The 17,791-nt window shown below is 43.3% G+C and carries 20 protein-coding genes and 1 rRNA gene; 19 read left to right on the plus strand and 2 right to left on the minus strand.

Annotation, left to right across the window (positions count from 1 at the left end; all coding sequences use genetic code 11):
- From rrf to rsmI, 12 genes are all read left to right on the plus strand, one after another.
- Positions 1-84, plus strand: a 5S ribosomal RNA gene (rrf, locus tag JOC33_RS20765); the annotation flags it as partial.
- A gap of 515 nt (positions 85-599) precedes the next feature.
- Positions 600-782, plus strand: coding sequence for a sigma factor G inhibitor Gin (locus tag JOC33_RS20095; protein WP_205094573.1), 183 nt, complete (start codon positions 600-602; stop codon positions 780-782).
- 110 nt (positions 783-892) lie between these two features.
- Complete coding sequence (locus tag JOC33_RS20100) at positions 893-2,311, plus strand: aminotransferase class I/II-fold pyridoxal phosphate-dependent enzyme (RefSeq protein ID WP_205094575.1); 1,419 nt, start codon at positions 893-895, stop codon at positions 2,309-2,311.
- Positions 2,312-2,341: 30 nt separating this feature from the next.
- On the plus strand, positions 2,342-2,986 hold the full coding sequence (gene tmk / locus JOC33_RS20105; protein WP_205094577.1) for a dTMP kinase: 645 nt from the start codon (positions 2,342-2,344) through the stop codon (positions 2,984-2,986).
- 44 nt (positions 2,987-3,030) lie between these two features.
- Positions 3,031-3,360: a cyclic-di-AMP receptor gene (locus JOC33_RS20110; protein WP_205094578.1), complete on the plus strand. Its 330-nt coding sequence runs from the start codon at positions 3,031-3,033 to the stop codon at positions 3,358-3,360.
- Between the two features lie 24 nt (positions 3,361-3,384).
- Positions 3,385-3,825 (plus strand): YaaR family protein, encoded by a 441-nt coding sequence (locus JOC33_RS20115; RefSeq protein WP_205094580.1) that lies wholly within the window; start codon positions 3,385-3,387, stop codon positions 3,823-3,825.
- Positions 3,826-3,837: 12 nt separating this feature from the next.
- Complete coding sequence (gene holB, locus JOC33_RS20120) at positions 3,838-4,824, plus strand: DNA polymerase III subunit delta' (RefSeq protein ID WP_205094582.1); 987 nt, start codon at positions 3,838-3,840, stop codon at positions 4,822-4,824.
- Positions 4,825-4,830: 6 nt separating this feature from the next.
- A complete protein-coding gene (locus JOC33_RS20125; RefSeq protein ID WP_205094584.1) occupies positions 4,831-5,658 on the plus strand; it encodes a PSP1 domain-containing protein in 828 nt (275 codons plus the stop codon).
- Between the two features lie 16 nt (positions 5,659-5,674).
- Positions 5,675-6,025 carry a DNA replication initiation control protein YabA gene (gene yabA / locus JOC33_RS20130; protein WP_205094586.1) on the plus strand — a complete coding sequence of 117 codons (351 nt, stop codon included), beginning with the start codon at positions 5,675-5,677 and terminating at the stop codon, positions 6,023-6,025.
- A 231-nt stretch (positions 6,026-6,256) separates the two neighbouring features.
- A complete protein-coding gene (locus JOC33_RS20135) occupies positions 6,257-7,000 on the plus strand; it encodes a tRNA1(Val) (adenine(37)-N6)-methyltransferase (protein WP_205094587.1) in 744 nt (247 codons plus the stop codon).
- On the plus strand, positions 6,990-7,259 hold the full coding sequence (locus JOC33_RS20140; RefSeq protein WP_205094589.1) for a GIY-YIG nuclease family protein: 270 nt from the start codon (positions 6,990-6,992) through the stop codon (positions 7,257-7,259). The genes JOC33_RS20135 and JOC33_RS20140 overlap by 11 nt, the downstream gene beginning before the upstream one ends.
- Entirely contained in the window at positions 7,259-8,128 is an 870-nt protein-coding gene (gene rsmI / locus JOC33_RS20145; protein WP_205094606.1) for a 16S rRNA (cytidine(1402)-2'-O)-methyltransferase, read from the plus strand. The genes JOC33_RS20140 and rsmI overlap by 1 nt, the downstream gene beginning before the upstream one ends.
- Before the next feature lie 193 nt (positions 8,129-8,321).
- On the opposite strand, the gene JOC33_RS20150 is transcribed toward rsmI, so the two are convergent.
- A complete protein-coding gene (locus JOC33_RS20150) occupies positions 8,322-8,597 on the minus strand; it encodes an AbrB/MazE/SpoVT family DNA-binding domain-containing protein (RefSeq protein ID WP_205094591.1) in 276 nt (91 codons plus the stop codon).
- A gap of 361 nt (positions 8,598-8,958) precedes the next feature.
- Positions 8,959-9,591: a GDSL-type esterase/lipase family protein gene (locus tag JOC33_RS20155; RefSeq protein WP_205094593.1), complete on the minus strand. Its 633-nt coding sequence runs from the start codon at positions 9,589-9,591 to the stop codon at positions 8,959-8,961.
- 443 nt (positions 9,592-10,034) lie between these two features.
- Here JOC33_RS20155 and metG point away from each other — a divergent pair, with 443 nt between their 5' ends.
- The 7 genes from metG to veg all read left to right on the plus strand — a co-directional run bounded on the left by metG (position 10,035) and on the right by veg (position 17,682).
- A complete protein-coding gene (gene metG / locus JOC33_RS20160) occupies positions 10,035-11,984 on the plus strand; it encodes a methionine--tRNA ligase (protein ID WP_205094594.1) in 1,950 nt (649 codons plus the stop codon).
- A gap of 108 nt (positions 11,985-12,092) precedes the next feature.
- Positions 12,093-12,863 carry a TatD family hydrolase gene (locus JOC33_RS20165; RefSeq protein ID WP_205094596.1) on the plus strand — a complete coding sequence of 257 codons (771 nt, stop codon included), beginning with the start codon at positions 12,093-12,095 and terminating at the stop codon, positions 12,861-12,863.
- Between the two features lie 321 nt (positions 12,864-13,184).
- Positions 13,185-14,426 carry a G5 and 3D domain-containing protein gene (locus tag JOC33_RS20170; RefSeq protein WP_205094597.1) on the plus strand — a complete coding sequence of 414 codons (1,242 nt, stop codon included), beginning with the start codon at positions 13,185-13,187 and terminating at the stop codon, positions 14,424-14,426.
- 334 nt (positions 14,427-14,760) lie between these two features.
- On the plus strand, positions 14,761-15,321 hold the full coding sequence (gene rnmV / locus JOC33_RS20175; RefSeq protein ID WP_205094599.1) for a ribonuclease M5: 561 nt from the start codon (positions 14,761-14,763) through the stop codon (positions 15,319-15,321).
- Positions 15,314-16,192 carry a 16S rRNA (adenine(1518)-N(6)/adenine(1519)-N(6))-dimethyltransferase RsmA gene (gene rsmA / locus JOC33_RS20180; protein ID WP_205094601.1) on the plus strand — a complete coding sequence of 293 codons (879 nt, stop codon included), beginning with the start codon at positions 15,314-15,316 and terminating at the stop codon, positions 16,190-16,192. The genes rnmV and rsmA overlap by 8 nt, the downstream gene beginning before the upstream one ends.
- 77 nt (positions 16,193-16,269) lie before the next feature.
- Positions 16,270-17,184 carry a sporulation peptidase YabG gene (gene yabG / locus JOC33_RS20185; protein WP_205094602.1) on the plus strand — a complete coding sequence of 305 codons (915 nt, stop codon included), beginning with the start codon at positions 16,270-16,272 and terminating at the stop codon, positions 17,182-17,184.
- Positions 17,185-17,421: 237 nt separating this feature from the next.
- On the plus strand, positions 17,422-17,682 hold the full coding sequence (veg, locus tag JOC33_RS20190; RefSeq protein ID WP_205094604.1) for a biofilm formation stimulator Veg: 261 nt from the start codon (positions 17,422-17,424) through the stop codon (positions 17,680-17,682).
- The last annotated feature ends 109 nt before the right edge of the window (positions 17,683-17,791 follow it).

A 17,791-nucleotide genomic window follows, 5' to 3' on the forward strand; every position in this document is an offset into this window, starting at 1 on the left:
GTTCCCATGCCGAACACAGCAGTTAAGCTCTCCAGCGCCGATGGTAGTCGGGTTTATCCCCGTGAGAGTAGGACGCCGCTAGGCAACGTAAACCCGGAAGTCATAGTGCTTCTGATCAGGCTGTCGAGAACTCTCTCGGCAGTTTTTTTTATCCTTTTTTAAATTTTTATTTCAGTTTGTTAATCAGGAATGTAACATATGGATATTACAAATTCATATTCAATAGCAAAGTATTGCCTCAGCAACTGTCACTTAAGTGTAGAGAAAAAAACAGGCACTGATGACGACTGCCTGGCAATCTTCAAAAAACAATAAGGTTAGCAGCCTGGACCATAGCAATGGTCCAGGCTGCTATTTTTTATATAGTAGAAGTAAGAAAGAGATTCAGCTGATAAATGGTGCGAAGAACTCTTATACTATTGTAATGACAAGGGAGGGTCCTTCGCTCCTGCTGCAGGTAAAAAGGGCAGTCAGTAAAGCTGATACGATATGGAGCCTTATCCGCCATTTTTATGGAAATTAATTTAAAACTATTTTTCTAAAAAAAGTAGTATAAGAGATGATAGATTTGGACATACTACGTGCAGGGAGGTGGAGAGATGGAAAAGACAAACCATTGCGGCGTTTGTGAACGTCAGAAACCGCGCGGCATCTATATTTATCAGATGTATATTTGCGAAGACTGTGAAAAAGAAGTCATTAGTACGGAGCCGGGCGATGTCCGCTATTCCTACTTTTTGAAAAAACTTAAGTCTATCAATCAATCCACAATACATTCGTAATTACTGGGAGATCTTATGCACATGGCAGAGATCTCCTTTTTATTGTGCCAGAAGCATATTTCCGATAAGATGAGAGGAGATTTTCAATATTGCGAGGGTGGCACAGCATCATGGATCAATCAAGAACACCTTTATATGATACGTTACATACATTTAAGAAGCGTCACATGGCTTCTTTCCATGTTCCTGGGCATAAGCATGGTAAAATATTTCCGGATCATGCCCGAGCTGACTTCCAGTCCATTCTGGGAATTGATATGACGGAAATTACCGGTTTGGATGACCTACATGCGCCAGAAGAAATCATAAAAGATGCACAGGAACTGGCGGCTGGCTTTTTTAAAAGCAGATCTACGTATTTTCTTATTAATGGAAGCACCTCTGGAAATCTTGCTATGCTTATGTCCGTTTGCATGGAAGATAAGAAGGTGCTGGTCCAGCGAAATTGCCATAAATCAGTGATGCACGGCCTTGAACTGTCCGGAGCTAAGCCCGTCTTTTTGGGTCCTGGCTTTGAAGAAATAACACAACGTTACAGCAAAATGGATCCTGCTCTAATCGAGGAGGCCATAACCATTCATCCTGATGTAAGCGCGCTTGTATTGACGTACCCGGATTATTTTGGCCGGGCGTATGATATTAAAAAAATCATCTCAATAGCGCATGCCCGTGACATACCAGTCCTTGTAGATGAGGCCCATGGCGTTCATTTTCATTTAGGCAGTCCGTTTCCTTCCCCAGCCATGGAGGCGGGTGCTGATGTTGTCGTCCAGTCCGCCCATAAGATGGCCCCTGCGATGACGATGGCTTCTTATCTGCACGTAGGCACTACTCGGATTAATCAGCAGAGTTTAGAACACTATCTACAGGTGTTCCAGTCCAGCAGTCCTTCGTATCCATTAATGGCAAGTCTTGACTTAGCCCGGTATTTCTTGGCTGGTTTTTCTAATGGAGACATGCAGGAGACCCTTAGACAGGTAAAGGAAATAAGGAAGTGTTTATCTGTTGAAGAAGGCTGGCAGCTGCAGGAAGCGACACCGCTGGATGATCCATTGAAAATCACCCTCCATATCGATGAGGGCTGGTCAGGTTTTCAATTGGCAAAGCTATTCGAGGAGGAAGGGGTTTATCCGGAGCTCGCTTCGGCAAATCAGCTACTGTTCGTTCTCGGTCTTGGCAGCTATGTCGACTTGACTGCATTCAATAGTATCGTCGAGCGGGTGAATGACAGATTAAAAAACATAAAAAAGCATGCTACAATGAAGAAGGTGTCCATACAGACAGAGAGCATCCTGGAGCTTGCCTATTCCTATCATGACATGAAAGGAAAAAAGGCTATTTTTAAAGCTTATGATGAAGTGGAAGGTGAGGTTGCTGCACAGGCGGTCATCCCGTATCCTCCTGGAATACCTATTTTGTTAAAAGGGGAGAAAATCACCTCCTGCCATATTTCCCATATTAAGGAATTGCAAACGCTTGGTTCCCGGTTCCATAACCCGGAAATAAACCAGGGGCTTTATATATATTAATCAGTTGGATGATGACAAAGGAGAATGTACGTGAATGGATTATTCATTACGTTTGAAGGTGGCGAAGGAGCAGGTAAAACTTCGGTACTGGAAGCGTTGACGAAGCAGCTGATAGAAAAGGGATATGATGTATTAGCAACAAGGGAGCCGGGCGGTATCAAAATTGCTGAAAAGATCCGCCACCTGATTCTGGATCCTGCCCATACGGAAATGGACGGTCGTACAGAAGCACTGTTGTACGCAGCTGCAAGAAGGCAGCATCTGGTCGAAAAAGTCATTCCGGCCTTAGAACAAGGTCGAATTGTCCTGTGTGACCGGTTTGTGGACAGCAGTTTGGCTTATCAAGGGCATGCCCGTGGGCTTGGAATAGAAGAAGTAATGAAAATTAATGAATTTGCCATCGAAAATTGCATGCCAGATGTTACGTTATTTTTTGACATCGAGCCAGAGTATGGATTAAAGCGTATTTCCGCTAATGCTTTACGGGAACAGAATCGGCTTGACCTGGAGAAAATAGATTTTCATCAGCGCGTCTATGAAGCCTACCAGAAGTTGATACGCCAATTTCCAGACAGGATCCATGTCATTGATGCAAAGAAATCAATCGCTGATGTACAGGCATCTGCATTGCATGAGATTGAGCCTTATCTCATAGAGATTAATCGTAATGGGTGATTTTTGGTATAATATAAAAAAAGGAAATTGGAGGAGACAACGTTATGAAAATGATCGTAGCTGTTGTTCAAGATAAGGATAGCAGTCGGTTGACGAATGCTTTATCCGAACGTAATTTCCAATCGACCAAATTATCCTCGACAGGCGGTTTCCTGAAAGCAGGAAACACGACCCTGATGATTGGGTGTGAGGATGATGCGGTGGATGATGCCCTTGAGATCATCAAAAAAAATTGCAGTCATCGTGAACAGATGGTGGCACCGATTTCTCCAATGGGGGGCAACGCGGATTCTTACATCCCGAAGCCAGTTAAAGTAGAAGTCGGTGGTGCAACTGTGTTTGTGCTTCCCGTCGAATCGTTCTTCCAATTTTAGTAATAAATTAAAGGGGACTCCCGAATGAAAATTACGCAAGATATACGTGCCCAAATGGAGTCTGCCCAGCGGTCGGCTCCTAATCACCATAAAGGGCGGAAAGACTTTGATGCGCTTGTCCAATCTCAATCCCAGAAGCTGCAGGAAGCTGAGTTAGGGAAACTTGTTAAGGATATCACAGCTCAGGGAGAGCGTGTTGCCAGGCATCGTTCCTTCCGTGATTTAGCCAAATATAAACGGCTGATCAAAGACTTTCTTCAGGAATCGGTGCAGTATGGCATGACATTGAAGCATTCCCATAGTTGGAGTATGGAGGGCCAGAACCGGAAGCTCACCATTGTCGAGTCAGTGGATGATAAGCTGGCAGAATTGACGGAAGCAGTGATGGATGAGGAAAAAAGGTCGATAGATATTTTAGGGATTGTAGGAGAAATCAAAGGATTACTGATTAATCTATACACTTAAGGACGGAATCATATGCAGACTTGGAATGACATGAAACAAATCCAGCCGCTCGTCAGCCAGATGTTGGTCAATAGTTTTAAGAAAGACAGGATTTCCCATGCCTATCTTTTTCAGGGGTCCCGCGGAACAGGAAAAAGGGAAATCAGCAAGCTGTTTGCAAAAAGTATCTTCTGTCCAAACCGCGATGGAGCAGAGCCTTGCCATGCGTGTAATGCCTGCCATCGTATAGAATCCGGGAATCATCCGGATGTGCACTGGATTGAGCCCGACGGCATGTCGATCAAAAAAGATCAAATCCTTCGATTACAGAAGGAATTCACCTATACCGGTATGGAGTCGAACCGGAAAATATATGTAGTCGTTGGCGCTGACAAAATGACTGCCAATGCTTCGAATCGTTTGTTGAAATTTCTCGAAGAACCGAGCCGGCAGACCACCGCTATGCTACTGACCGAAAACGGACAGGCGATATTGGATACCATCCGCTCCAGATGTCAATTGATGGCATTCCAGCCGCTGCACTCCGTTCATTTGGAAGAAAAGCTCGTGGAGGAAGGTATTTCCGAATCTAACGCGAAACTACTTGCATCCCTGACAAACAACCTGGCAGAGGCGTTGGAATTTGACGAAGAAAATTGGTTTGCTAATGCTCGAAAATTAGTGATACAATTAATAGAAGTGTTACAAAATAAACCAAATGAAGCACTTTTATTTATCAATCACCAGTGGATGCCTCATTTTAAGGAAAGAGAACAGCTGCAACGCGGTTTAGACCTACTGATTTTCTGGTTCAAGGACATGATCAACCATGACCTTGGAAGGGATGAGGCTATTGTCTACATTCAAGAAATAGATAGAATGGAACAGGCTTCGATGCGGTGGTCCCGCCAAAACATAGTGGAAAGCTTGACTTCAATCCTTGAGGCGAAACGGAAGATAAACCAGAATGTCCATCCAACACTTGTGATGGAACAACTTACACTTCATTTAAAGAGGTGATCAGGATTGATTGAAGTGATTGGCGTCCGCTTTAAACAAGCGGGTAAAATATATTATTTTGATCCTAGAAACATCAAGATGACGACCGATGATTATGTCATTGTCGAAACAGTCCGCGGCATTGAATTCGGTAAAGTCGTCATTGCAAATAGACAGGTGGACGAAGAGGACATCGTCCTGCCATTGAAAAAGGTCATTCGTATTGCTGATGAGAAGGACAAGCTTACGGTGACTGAAAATAAGGAAAACGCCCAGCAGGCATACGACGTCTGTGTCGAGAAGATAAAAGATCATAATCTCGATATGAAACTTGTCGAGGTAGAATATACTTTTGACAGGAATAAAGTGATTTTTTACTTTACGGCAGATGGAAGGGTCGATTTCCGTAATCTCGTCAAAGATCTTGCATCCGTATTCAAGACGAGGATCGAACTGAGGCAAATTGGGGTGCGGGATGAAGCTAAGCTGTTAGGCGGCGTTGGTCCATGCGGCCGGATGTTATGCTGCTCGACTTTCCTCGGTGATTTTGAGCCGGTTTCCATCAAAATGGCCAAGGATCAGAACCTTTCTCTGAATCCAGCTAAGATTTCCGGCTTGTGTGGCCGTTTGATGTGCTGTTTGAAATACGAAAACGATGATTATGAGGCGGCCAAGCGGGAACTCCCGGATCTTGGACAGCGAATCAGCACTTCCAACGGAAAAGGAAAAGTTGTCGGCTTAAATATGTTGGAGCGTGTGGTCCAAATTGAATTTCCTGAACTGGAACGTACCCTGGAATATACGTTACAGGAATTGATTGATGAAGGGGTCATTTCAACCCAAGCCACAGAATGATGGGGTGGAAGGAAGCGTGAACAAGAAAGAAATATTTGAACAAGTATCTCATTTGGAATCGCAAATCGGGGAGTTGTATCAGCAGTTAGGGGATTTGAAAAAGCAATTGGCTCATTTGCTGGAGGAAAACCAGCACCTTTCCCTGGAAAATCATCACTTGCGGGAAAGGCTGGACCGCGAAACTACTGAGCAATCCCAGGGTAACACTTCAAAAGGAAAGAAGACTTCCAGTGACAGTCAGGTTGGGGAAGGCTATGATAACCTGGCCAGGCTGTATGAGGAAGGCTTCCATATATGTAACTTGCATTTCGGCAGTCCAAGAGATGAGGATTGTCTATTCTGCCTCTCCTTTTTAAACAAGAAATAATAATGTAACACCCGCCTTTCCTTTACGCTGAGGAAGGGCTTTCTTTTTACACGTTAAGAAAGTTTAACGTTGTTTAAGCATTAAAGTATAAGTAAACCTAAGTTTTTAGACATAAATACTTGGCGACAAGCCTAGTTTTTCTAAAGCAGGCGGAATAGTTTTTTGCAGGGAGATATGGGGAGCAGGTAAGGGTTTATGTAAAGGAAAAATAGATGGAAAGGAACAAATAAGATGGTTGAATTAAGAGAAGATGAACGAATGGACTTTTTATTGGCGGAAGAGAAGATGCGAATCATCCAGAGCCCGACTGTGTTTGCTTTCTCACTGGATGCGGTATTATTGGCTGATTTTACTTACGTACCGATCAAGCGCGGAAAAATCATTGATCTATGTACGGGAAATGGTGTGGTCCCGTTACTGTTATCAAGGCGTTCCAGTGCCAAGATTACAGGTGTAGAAATACAGGAACGGCTGTATGATATGGCAAAGCGAAATGTCACCCTGAATCATTTAGAAAATCAGCTGTATATGATTCACGGCGATTTGAAGGAAATGCCGAAACGATTCGGCCAGAATAAATTCGATCTGGTGACCTGCAATCCACCTTATTTTCCAACACCAAAAAAGCAGCATCAGAATATGAATGACCACCTTGCAATTGCCCGTCATGAAATCTTTTGTTCCTTGGAAGATGTCATCTGGTCCTGCAGCCAGCTTGCCAAGTCCGGCGGAAAAGTATCCATCGTCCATCGGCCGGGAAGAATGGCGGATTTGATTTCTTTATTTCGTAAATATCGTATTGAGCCGAAACGGATGCGCCTCGTTTATCCTAAACAGGGAAGGGAAGCGAACACCCTTTTGCTGGAAGGAATAAGAGATGGAAAACCCGATTTAAAGATCCTTCCACCTTTATATTCTTTTACGGAAAATGACGAATACACGGATGAATTGAGGACCATCTTATATGGAAAATAAGCAAACGCATTATATCTATCTGCTGAGATGCTGCGATGGATCGTTATATACTGGGTATACCAATGATCTCAAGCAGCGTCTCCAAAAACACGAGTCAGGGAAAGGCGCAAAGTATACCAGGGGAAGAGGACCCTTCGAACTGGTACATTATGAAGTGTTTTCATCCAAACGGAAAGCCATGCAGCGGGAATATGAAATCAAACGCTGGTCCCGTGGGAAAAAGGAAGACCTCATAGCGTTAAAAAGGAGTGAGATATGATGAATGTGCAAAAGAGCTACACCAACACGGAGACAGGAACGCTGTATATCGTGCCTACGCCGATTGGCAACCTCGAGGATATGACCTATCGTGCTGTCCAGACTTTAACGGAAGTGCACCAGATTGCAGCTGAGGATACAAGGAATACCAAAAAACTATTGAGTCATTTTGATATCCATACCCCTTTGGTCAGCTACCATGAACATAATAAACAGGAGCGGGAAGGATATTTACTTGATAAATTAGTGAACGGGGAGGACATTGCCGTCGTCAGTGACGCTGGTATGCCGGGAATATCTGATCCTGGTGCGGATTTAGTGAAAGCTGCGGTGACTCGGGATTTACCGGTAGTTGTTCTTCCGGGAGCAAACGCTGCCATCTGTGCATTAGTAGGTTCAGGATTAAAAACGGATTTCTTCCATTTTTGTGGCTTTTTGCCCCGTAAAAAAAAGGATCGTGAGCAGGAACTGACGGTTTGGAAACAGCTTCAGGCAACGTTGATTTTTTATGAGTCGCCTCATCGATTAAAGGATACATTAAAAGCGATGCTCACTGTGTTAGGGAATAGGAATGCTTCCCTTTCAAGAGAATTGACAAAAAAATACGAGGAGTACGTCCGCGGAGATCTTGAGGAACTGCTGTCCTGGGCCGAAGCAACTGAATTACGAGGAGAATTTTGTATTACTGTTGAAGGCAGCCAGGAGGAAGATGTCGAGGATACCCTTTGGTGGAGCAGTTTGTCGGTCGTCGAACACGTGGAGCATTATATAGAGAATGATAATTTATCCAGCAAACAGGCGATCAAACAGGCTGCAAAGGATCGGAAGCTGCCCAAGCGGGAAGTGTACCAGGCTTTTCATGTGGAATAATTTGGGAATTTTTGGCTTATCGCCAAGTCTTATTGGCGACAAGACTTATGTTTACTTATACTTTAACCTTTTAACAACGTTAACCTTTTTTACAGGTTAAAAAAAGCGCTGACTGCCAGTCGGCATCAGTCAGCGCTTTCAAAACGGTTGAAAAGACACTATATATTTTTATAGTCTTTTCCCGCCAATTTGGTTATTTTATGCTATCTTGTATTTCTTTCATTAATTGTGTAGCACCTTCACGGCTTAACACCAATTTACCATTGGCCAGTGACAGGTTGTTTTCAGATACCTCTCCAGTTACATGGCAAGTCATGTTAGGCTTGTACTTTTTAAGTACAATGCGGTCATCATCAACATAGATTTCCAATGCGTCTTTTTCGTTGATGCCTAGTGTGCGGCGCAGTTCAATTGGGATGACTACCCGTCCCAGCTCATCAACCTTACGTACGATACCAGTAGATTTCATTTTATTTTCTCCCCTCAGTCAAAAATTTTCGCCAGATTTCGACATCTGTCTCAAATTAATCGTACCAACCTTTCCCAATTGTGTCAATTCTTTAATTTTCCATTTTTATAATTCTTAAAATACCCCGCCTCGTACTGTATGTTGTACCTGTATCACGACATATGTCTGTGAATGGGTATAATTATTTAGCGTTTGGTTGCATAAATCACCAAAATTGATAATTTATGGCAATGAACGCCAGGCGGTACGAATACTCCATATAAACCTTTCGACAGTATTCGACGTGTTTGCGGGGGTATTTTAAATGTTTTATTATTTAATAAATCTATAAATAATGAATGGGCTTTAATCTCTCAGTCCTCTATTTTCGTCGAATTCTAATGAAACCGCTCCTGATGAGATGGTTATTGATTAATTTGAAGACAAGTCTGCTTCCTCGACGGTTCAAATGCTGATCATCCAAAAGGAGGTAGGTGTTCGGCCTGCTGCTGTCAATAAAATTGGCCATGTCGAGAAAGAATATATCCTTTTTATTGCTTTCACTTTTCAGTACATTATTATATTTGGCAATCTGGTTCAATGTATTTGGATATTTATTGTCCATTCGGATAGATGTCGGACAAATACCGACGATGATCAAAGGGATATTATGTTTTTTAACGAGATTGACAATCTTGATGTAATGTTTTTTAAAGCTTTTAAGATCTGTCTTCGGCTTTCCTCTTAATTCTTTTCGCGGCCAGCAGTCTACAATACCTACGTGAAGGATAACCATGTCAGGGCGCAAGGAAGCAAGGTCCGCTTCGATGCTTTGGGAGACGCCGATAATCGTCTGGCCATACTGGGCATGATTGATCACTTTTATATTTGACTTCAGTTTTAATAAATTCTTCTGCAGTAAGACAGGGTAGGTCTCCCGGACTTTCACTTCGCGTCTTGGAAGTGCAAGGGAATCCCCAGTTACTAGCACTTTCCTTTTTTCAATCCCAGCCACTTTTCCAACTCACTTCCTTTTTGATTTATCATTTATAAATAAGATATGTCCCAAAAAGATTTATGGCTGGTTGAACGCATTAGAACCAGATAAAATCAACCTTTATCCCTTCTGAAAAGCAGGGGGCTTTAAAACTATTGGCTCCTGCTAATAACACTTTGACTTTTCGAGGTTTCTTCTGAATACTAATCTCCTCTTTTCTGATGGGGAAAATCTTCCATATCCAGGATATGTACAAAGTAGGAGTTATGTCTGGTCAAACAGATCAGATTTTGAAAACTCTATATATCCATTGCGATTCGTTCTTTTTTGACAGGATTGGCTGGAATGGAGTATATTTTGGTGTTAGGAATGGAAATCCTCTATATAAATCGATACAATAGGAAGATATATGGTATCACTGGATTCATAGGAATGCGTAATAACGTCGAGGAGGGAAAAAGATGCCTGAAGAAAAGAATACTTTTTATATTACAACGCCGATTTATTATCCAAGCGGCAACCTTCACATAGGCCATGCCTATACGACTGTAGCGGGTGACGCTATGGCACGCTATAAACGATTACGTGGGTTTGACGTCATGTACCTGACAGGGACGGATGAACATGGCCAGAAAATCCAGCGCAAAGCAAAAGAGCAGGATGTCACTCCTCAAGCTTATGTTGATGATATTGTGAGCGGCATCAAAAACCTATGGAATAAACTAGAAATCTCTTATGACGATTTCATCCGGACAACGGAAGATCGCCACAAGGAAATCGTCGAAAAGATTTTTTCATACTTAATGGAAAAAGGCGATATTTACCTGGACCAGTACGAAGGCTGGTATTGTACACCGTGTGAATCGTTCTTTACCGAACGCCAGCTGGATGATGGCAAATGCCCGGATTGCGGCGGCCCCGTTGAAAAGGTTAAAGAAGAGTCCTACTTTTTCAAAATGAGCAACTATGTCGATCAACTGCTCGATTTCTACGAAAAGAATCCTGGCTTCATCCAGCCGGAAAGCCGTAAGAATGAAATGATCAACAATTTCATCAAGCCGGGTCTTGAGGATTTGGCAGTTTCCCGTACCACCTTTGACTGGGGTGTACAAGTACCAGGGAACGCCAAGCACGTCATTTATGTATGGATCGATGCTTTGAGCAATTACATTACATCGCTCGGTTTCGGTACGGATAACGATGAGCGTTATCAAAAGTACTGGCCTGCTGACGTTCATCTGGTAGGAAAAGAGATTGTCCGCTTTCATACGATTTATTGGCCGATCATGCTGATGGCACTGGACCTCCCGCTGCCGAAAAAGGTATTTGCTCATGGGTGGATACTTATGAAAGACGGCAAAATGTCTAAATCAAAAGGGAACGTTGTCGACCCTGTCCAGCTGACCGATCGCTATGGTCTTGATGCGCTACGCTATTATTTGCTTCGTGAAGTTCCGTTCGGTTCTGATGGAGTATTTACACCGGAAGGGTTCGTTGAGCGGACCAATTATGACCTCGCTAATGACCTGGGCAATCTGTTGAACCGGACAGTTGCCATGATCAGTAAATATTTTGATGGCCGTATTCCTGCCTTTAAAGCTGGTGTAGACGCGTTTGATGAGAACCTGGAGCATCTCGCTAAAGAAACGAAGGAACAAGTAGAAGAAGCTCTTGAAAATATGGAGTTTTCCGTAGCTTTATCCAACCTTTGGCAGTTTGTCAGCCGGACCAATAAATATATTGATGAAACCCAGCCTTGGGTATTGGCAAAAGATGAAGCGAACAAGGAACGACTTGGTAATGTAATGGCACATTTGGCTGAATCACTCCGCCATATCGCAATCATGCTTCAGCCGTTCTTGACTCGCACTCCAGGTCAAATATTTAAACAGCTAGGTATTACAGCAGATAAATACCAGACATGGGATAGTATGGAACAGGTTGGGCTAATTCCTGAGGGTACCGCTGTACAAAAAGATGATCCGATTTTCCCTCGTCTGGACGTGGATGTAGAAGTCGAGGCGATCAGAAACATGATGAAAAAACCTGCTCCACCAAAAGAAACAAAGAAAGAAGACGAGCAGGATGAAGTAACAATCGATGACTTCATGAAACTCGATTTCCGTGTGGCAGAGGTCGTTCAGGTCGATAAGATGGAAAAAGCGGACAAGCTTCTCCGTATCCAGCTGGACCTTGGCTATGAAAAACGTCAGGTCGTTTCCGGTATCGCTGAACATTACCAGCCAGGAGAGTTAGTTGGCAAGAAAGTCATTTGCATCACCAATTTAAAACCAGTCAAGCTACGCGGCGAGCTTTCCCAGGGTATGATTCTTGCCGGGGAAGATGATAACGGTAAATTGGCGCTTGCTTCCATTGACCAGAGCCTGGAAAATGGAGCAAAAGTTAAATAAAATGGCTAATGGGGAAAGCTGTAACTGGCTTTCCCTTTTGGTCTTGATTCTATTGGTGTAAACGTTTCTATATGGAAGAACCATTATTTAACAAAGGTGGTGGGTAATATGTTGTTTGATACACATGTCCATTTAAACGCAAGACAATTCGATGAAGACAGAGAAGAAGTCATAAAACGGGCAAGGGAAACCGGAGTCGAATATATGGTAGTAGTAGGGTTCGACCGTGAAACGATACCGCTCGCCATCGAAATTGCCGAGTCCCACGATAACATCTATGCTGCAGTCGGCTGGCACCCCGTGGATGCCATTGATATGAAAGAAGAAGATCTTTCCTGGATAGAAGAGCTCTCCGCTCATCCGAAGGTCGTTGCTATCGGAGAAATGGGATTGGATTACCATTGGGACAAATCACCGGCAGATGTCCAGAAAGATGTATTCCGGAAGCAGATTGCACTTGCGAAAAAGGTAAAGATGCCGATTATCATCCATAATCGGGAAGCAACTCAGGATATTGTCGACGTATTGAAAGAGGAGAATGCCGATGAAGTCGGTGGCATCATGCATTGTTACAGTGGTGATGTGGAAATCGCCAAGGAGTGCATTGAGATGAACTTCATGATTTCTCTCGGCGGCCCGGTGACATTTAAAAATGCCAAGCTGCCGAAAGAAGTAGCCGAAGCTATCGACCTTGATCATTTGCTGATTGAGACCGATTGCCCTTTCCTTGCCCCACACCCAAATCGTGGAAAAAGGAATGAACCTGCATACGTCAAGCTTGTCGCCGAACAGGTAGCAGAACTGAAAGGTATGAGTTACGAAGAGATTTGTAATAAAACAACGGAAAATGCATTGAATTTCTTTAAAATTGACAAGTAAATTAAAAGTCAAGCGAAATTTCGCCGTCTCCTGGTCAGGGAGGCGGTTTTTTTATCGGAATTTCCTGGGTTAATAGTCCGAGTGAAAATTGTGTAAGCTTGTCGGATTCATGTCACATTTTAGGTGAATGGTTCTTTTTGCTCTCTTTTTCATACAATTGTATGGGAATTGTAATGTGTTTGTTATTTTAATTGAATGTTGAGATGTGTATATTGGAGTAAGTGAAAAGAGACCCCCCTTGCAAAATTTTACAAAAATGGGGCAGGGGTGGATCAATACGAAATCAAATGACAGGTATTTGTCAAAAGGAGGCAAGAAGGCATGAAGTATATGGCGAAGCTGCTGCCTGCATCTAAACGAGCGCTGGCACTGACAGTAATTAGCACTATTGCATTAATTGCCTTACTTGGAGTCTTAACACATGAAGCGACTAAAGCAGAAGTAACCGTTACAGGAAACGGAGAAACTACTCAAATAAGAACACACGTAGATACAGTGGGAGAATTGATGAAATCACTTGATATTGAAATCTCCCAGCACGATACATTATCCCATCCAGAAACCGCTCAACTCGAAAATGGCATGGAAATCAAATATTTTATTGCATCACCGGTTGAAGTAGTGATTGACGGTGTACATAAGGATTACCATACGACGAAAAAAAGCGTCGGATCGTTTTTTAAAGAACAGAAGCTATCATTTAAAAAGCAAGATGAAATTTCCCATAAGATGGATGCACCTATCAAAGCTGGCATGAAAATTGAAATAGCCACTGCCCTTCAAGTTACTATAAACGATGGCGGAAAAGAGAAAAAAGTCTGGACGACAGCAGAAAACGTAGAAGAACTTTTAAAGGAACAGGGGATCAAGCTCAATGAATTGGATGAGCTAAAGCCTGGAAAAACGAAAGAATTGACAGCTAAAACCCATGTAACGATTACACGGGTCGAAAAAGTGACCGATGTCGTGGAAGAACCAACCGACTTTTCTGTAGTCACTAAGAAAGACAGTTCTCTTCCAAAAGGGGAAAAGCGGGTTGTTTCCGAGGGTGAAGAGGGACTGGTTACGAAAAAATACGAAATCACCATGAAAAATGGGGAAGAAGTTTCTCGTAAGCTGATTGAAGAAAAAACAGAAAAAGACAGTGAGAAAAAGATAGTCGCGATTGGTACGAAGGAACCTGAAAAAGAGCGTAAGATTGTGGCTGTTTCCAATACCTCAGGCGGCACAAGCAATAATGATGCTCCTTCACGTGGAGAATCCCATGCTTCTAAAACATTGCATATGAGTGCGACCGCCTATACGGCGAATTGTGCGGGGTGTTCTGGTATTACAGCTACAGGTATCAACTTAAAGGCTAATCCGAATGCAAAAGTCATCGCTGTCGATCCTAATGTAATTCCTCTTGGATCCCGTGTATGGGTAGAGGGTTATGGATATGCAATCGCAGGAGATACTGGTGGAGCCATTAACGGAAACAAGATTGACTTGTTTATGTCATCGCAGAGCAAAGCGGAAAGCTTCGGACGTAGAACCGTTGAAGTCCGCATCATTGAAAACTGATCAAGGGAAAGCAGGGGAGCAATCCTCTGCTTTTTTTAATCGTTAGCGGATAATCTTTTGTCCTATCCTCTCGAGATCATAAAAAGCGTCACGGCGAGACTCGACTTAAGCTGGTCGGGAGTGAACAAGGCGCTTCCGCTTTTGTCTCATCCAGCTACAGCGCCTACCCCCTCGAGGTCATAAGCCGATTCTCTCTGTGACAAAGGAGCGTCACGGCGAGACTCGACTTAAGCTGGTCGGGGGTGAACAAGGCGCTTCCGCTTTTGTTTACCTATTCATTTAATTTCGTGGTATGCTGAAAGGAAATGCAAATGCTAGTACGGAGGAACTTTTCGTGAAAATTAAAGAAGTGATTGTCGTTGAAGGAAAAGATGATACGGCAAAAATCAAACAGGCTGTTGAAGCGGATACGATAGAGACGAATGGATCGGCTATCGATCAAGGTACAATAGAAAGAATCAGGCACGCCAGGGAAAAGCGGGGGATTATCATTTTTACGGATCCTGACGCTCCTGGCGAGCGGATACGTACAATCGTGGCTCAAGAAGTGCCGGGTTGCAAGCATGCTTTTTTAACAAAGGATCAGGCGCGTTCACGGTATGATAAAGGAATAGGTATTGAGCATGCGTCATTAAAGGATATCCGGGCTGCCCTGGAAGCGGTTTACGAGTTAAAGGAATGGGAAGAACCGGTGATAACGAAACACGACTTAATGACTTATGGCCTGCTCGCTGGTCCTGGAGCAAGCAGGCGAAGGGAAAAGTTAGGGGAGCGTCTCAATATTGGAAAGACAAACGGTAAGCAGCTGCTGAAGCGGTTGAGCATGTTCCAAATATCCAAGGATGAATTTGAAGCTGCCATGAAGGCGTTGGTACAGGAGGAAAACGATGAATAAGCAAAAGGCAATAGCTACACCGACTAAAACAAGACAAATATTGAGTGAATACGGTTTTTCGTTCAAAAAAAGTCTCGGGCAGAATTTTTTGATTGATGTCAATATCCTGGAAAATATCCTGCAGTACGCTGGAGTAGATCAGAATGCAGGAGCGATTGAAATCGGACCAGGAATCGGTGCGCTGACCGAGCAGCTCGCCATACATGCTGACCGCGTCGTGGCATTTGAGATCGACCAGCGCCTGGTACCGATATTGCAGGAAACCTTATCAGCATATGAGAACGTAAATATTATCAATGAGGATATCCTGAAAGCTGATGTGCGAAAAGTCATACGTGAAAATTTTACCGAGGGGCAGCCATTGAAAATCGTTGCCAATCTGCCATATTACATTACCACTCCAATTTTGATGAAGCTGTTGATGGAACAGCTTCCTGTCGATAATATTACCGTCATGATTCAAAAAGAAGTCGCTGATCGTATGGCGGCAAGTCCGAATACGAAAAGTTACGGCTCACTGTCTATCACAGTTCAATATTATACCAATGCAAAAGTGGTCATGAACGTACCGAAAACCGTTTTTATGCCGCAGCCAAATGTTGACTCTGCTGTGCTCCAGCTTCAGCTGCGTGATAAGCCTCCTGTGGATGTCGCAGAAGAAGCTTTTTTCTTTGATGTCGTCCAAGCGACATTCGGACAGCGTCGGAAAACTCTGATGAATAACCTGTCCCGCCATTTCAAAGGGAAGCTTGATAAAGGGCAGATTCGGGAACGGCTCGATAAAGCGGATATTGACCCATCACGGCGGGGTGAGTCTTTAACGATGGAGGAATTTGCGAGACTTGCGAATAGCCTGCATGACATTGGATAGTTTCTGGTATCCCCTGATGACACACCTTCCATGATTCCACATAGGCTATGTTAGTGACATGTGTGAGGTGGTTGGAAATGATTGTAAAAGGGGACTTGGTCACGCGCGAATCCTATAATCACGACCTTTTATTCCGAGTCCAATCAGTGGATGGGGAACGTACAGTTCTGTTCGGGGAGGATTTCCGCATCGAAGCGGATGCCCCTTTGAAAGATTTAAAACAGGTCACTGGCGAAGAATATAAGCGACATAAACGAAAAGTGATGGATCAGGAAGATTATTCCTATCGGTTATTTCGACAGGATTATCAGCTTTTGAAAGAAAAGAGAGATCACGATTCAACAGAAGGATATCAAGTAGACAATAAATATTTTCAGATTTCGCCTCGTGTTCTCCATGTGGATGGCGACCAGCTGTTTTTGAAGAAATGTGTCCAGCTATACCAGCAGCTCGGTATTCAGGTGCATGGAACGCATATGGGGGAAAAAGAGATGCCTCTGCAAATCAGTGCACTGGTAGATAAGATTCAGCCCGATATAATCGTCATCACCGGACACGATTCTTTTTCCAAGAACAAGGGGTCGATCCGGGACCTGCGTGCATACCGCCATTCCAAATATTTCGTAGAGACTGTCCGGGAAATCCGCAGCAAAACGCCACATCTGGACCAGCTGGTCATTTTTGCAGGCGCCTGCCAGTCCCATTTTGAATCACTGATCCGGGCAGGAGCGAATTATGCAAGCTCTCCGACAAGAATAAATATCCATGCACTCGACCCGGTGTATATCGTGGCCCGTATAGCTTATACTTCCTTCATGGATAAAGTGAACGTCAGGGAAGTACTGCGGAACACGCTGACTGGAGAAAATGGACTTGGCGGCGTAGAAACACGAGGTTTACTCCGGGTAGGAATGCCATTTCCTTTTCATAATGATCAGGATGATGACGAAGAAGAAGAAAACGAAAACGATTTATCAAGCGAAAAAATATAAAATCGAGGGTATATCCCCTCGATTTTTTTAAATATTTTCCACCCCAGGATAAACAGAATTTTCCAATCACTGTTTTTTTGTACATGTTTTTTCCTTTTTTAGACACAATAACTATATAATGAGCCAAATGAATTATTATTTTATTGACATCAAATTTGTCATACTGGTATAATATAATATTTTATTTGACTTGAACATCGGCTTGTGTTATATTTATATACAGTGAGGTGGAGTGTAGTGGCTAAAACGTTATTCGAAATCAAAGAATCCCTTGAAGGACAAATCGGTAAGCGGCTGACATTGAAAGCGAATGGTGGGCGCAGAAAAACTATTCAACGATCTGGAATTCTGGCAGAAACCTATCCTTCTGTGTTCATTGTCGAGCTGGACCAAGAGGAAAATGCTTTTGAACGAGTATCTTATAGCTATGCAGATGTACTTACAGAAACAGTTGAATTGAGTTTTGATGAAATCAACAAACTAGCACTAGAGCAGTAAACTTTGTTTACTGCTTTTTTATGTGTGCCCGGCATGGGCATATACTCTAGGGTTCAAGTCCCGAACGGCGAAGGTCGTTGTAGCTGTTAGCCAAAGGCAAGGGTGTCCA

The sequence above is a fragment of the Thalassobacillus pellis genome (genome assembly GCF_016908295.1).
Lineage (GTDB): Bacteria > Bacillota > Bacilli > Bacillales > Halobacillaceae > Thalassobacillus > Thalassobacillus pellis.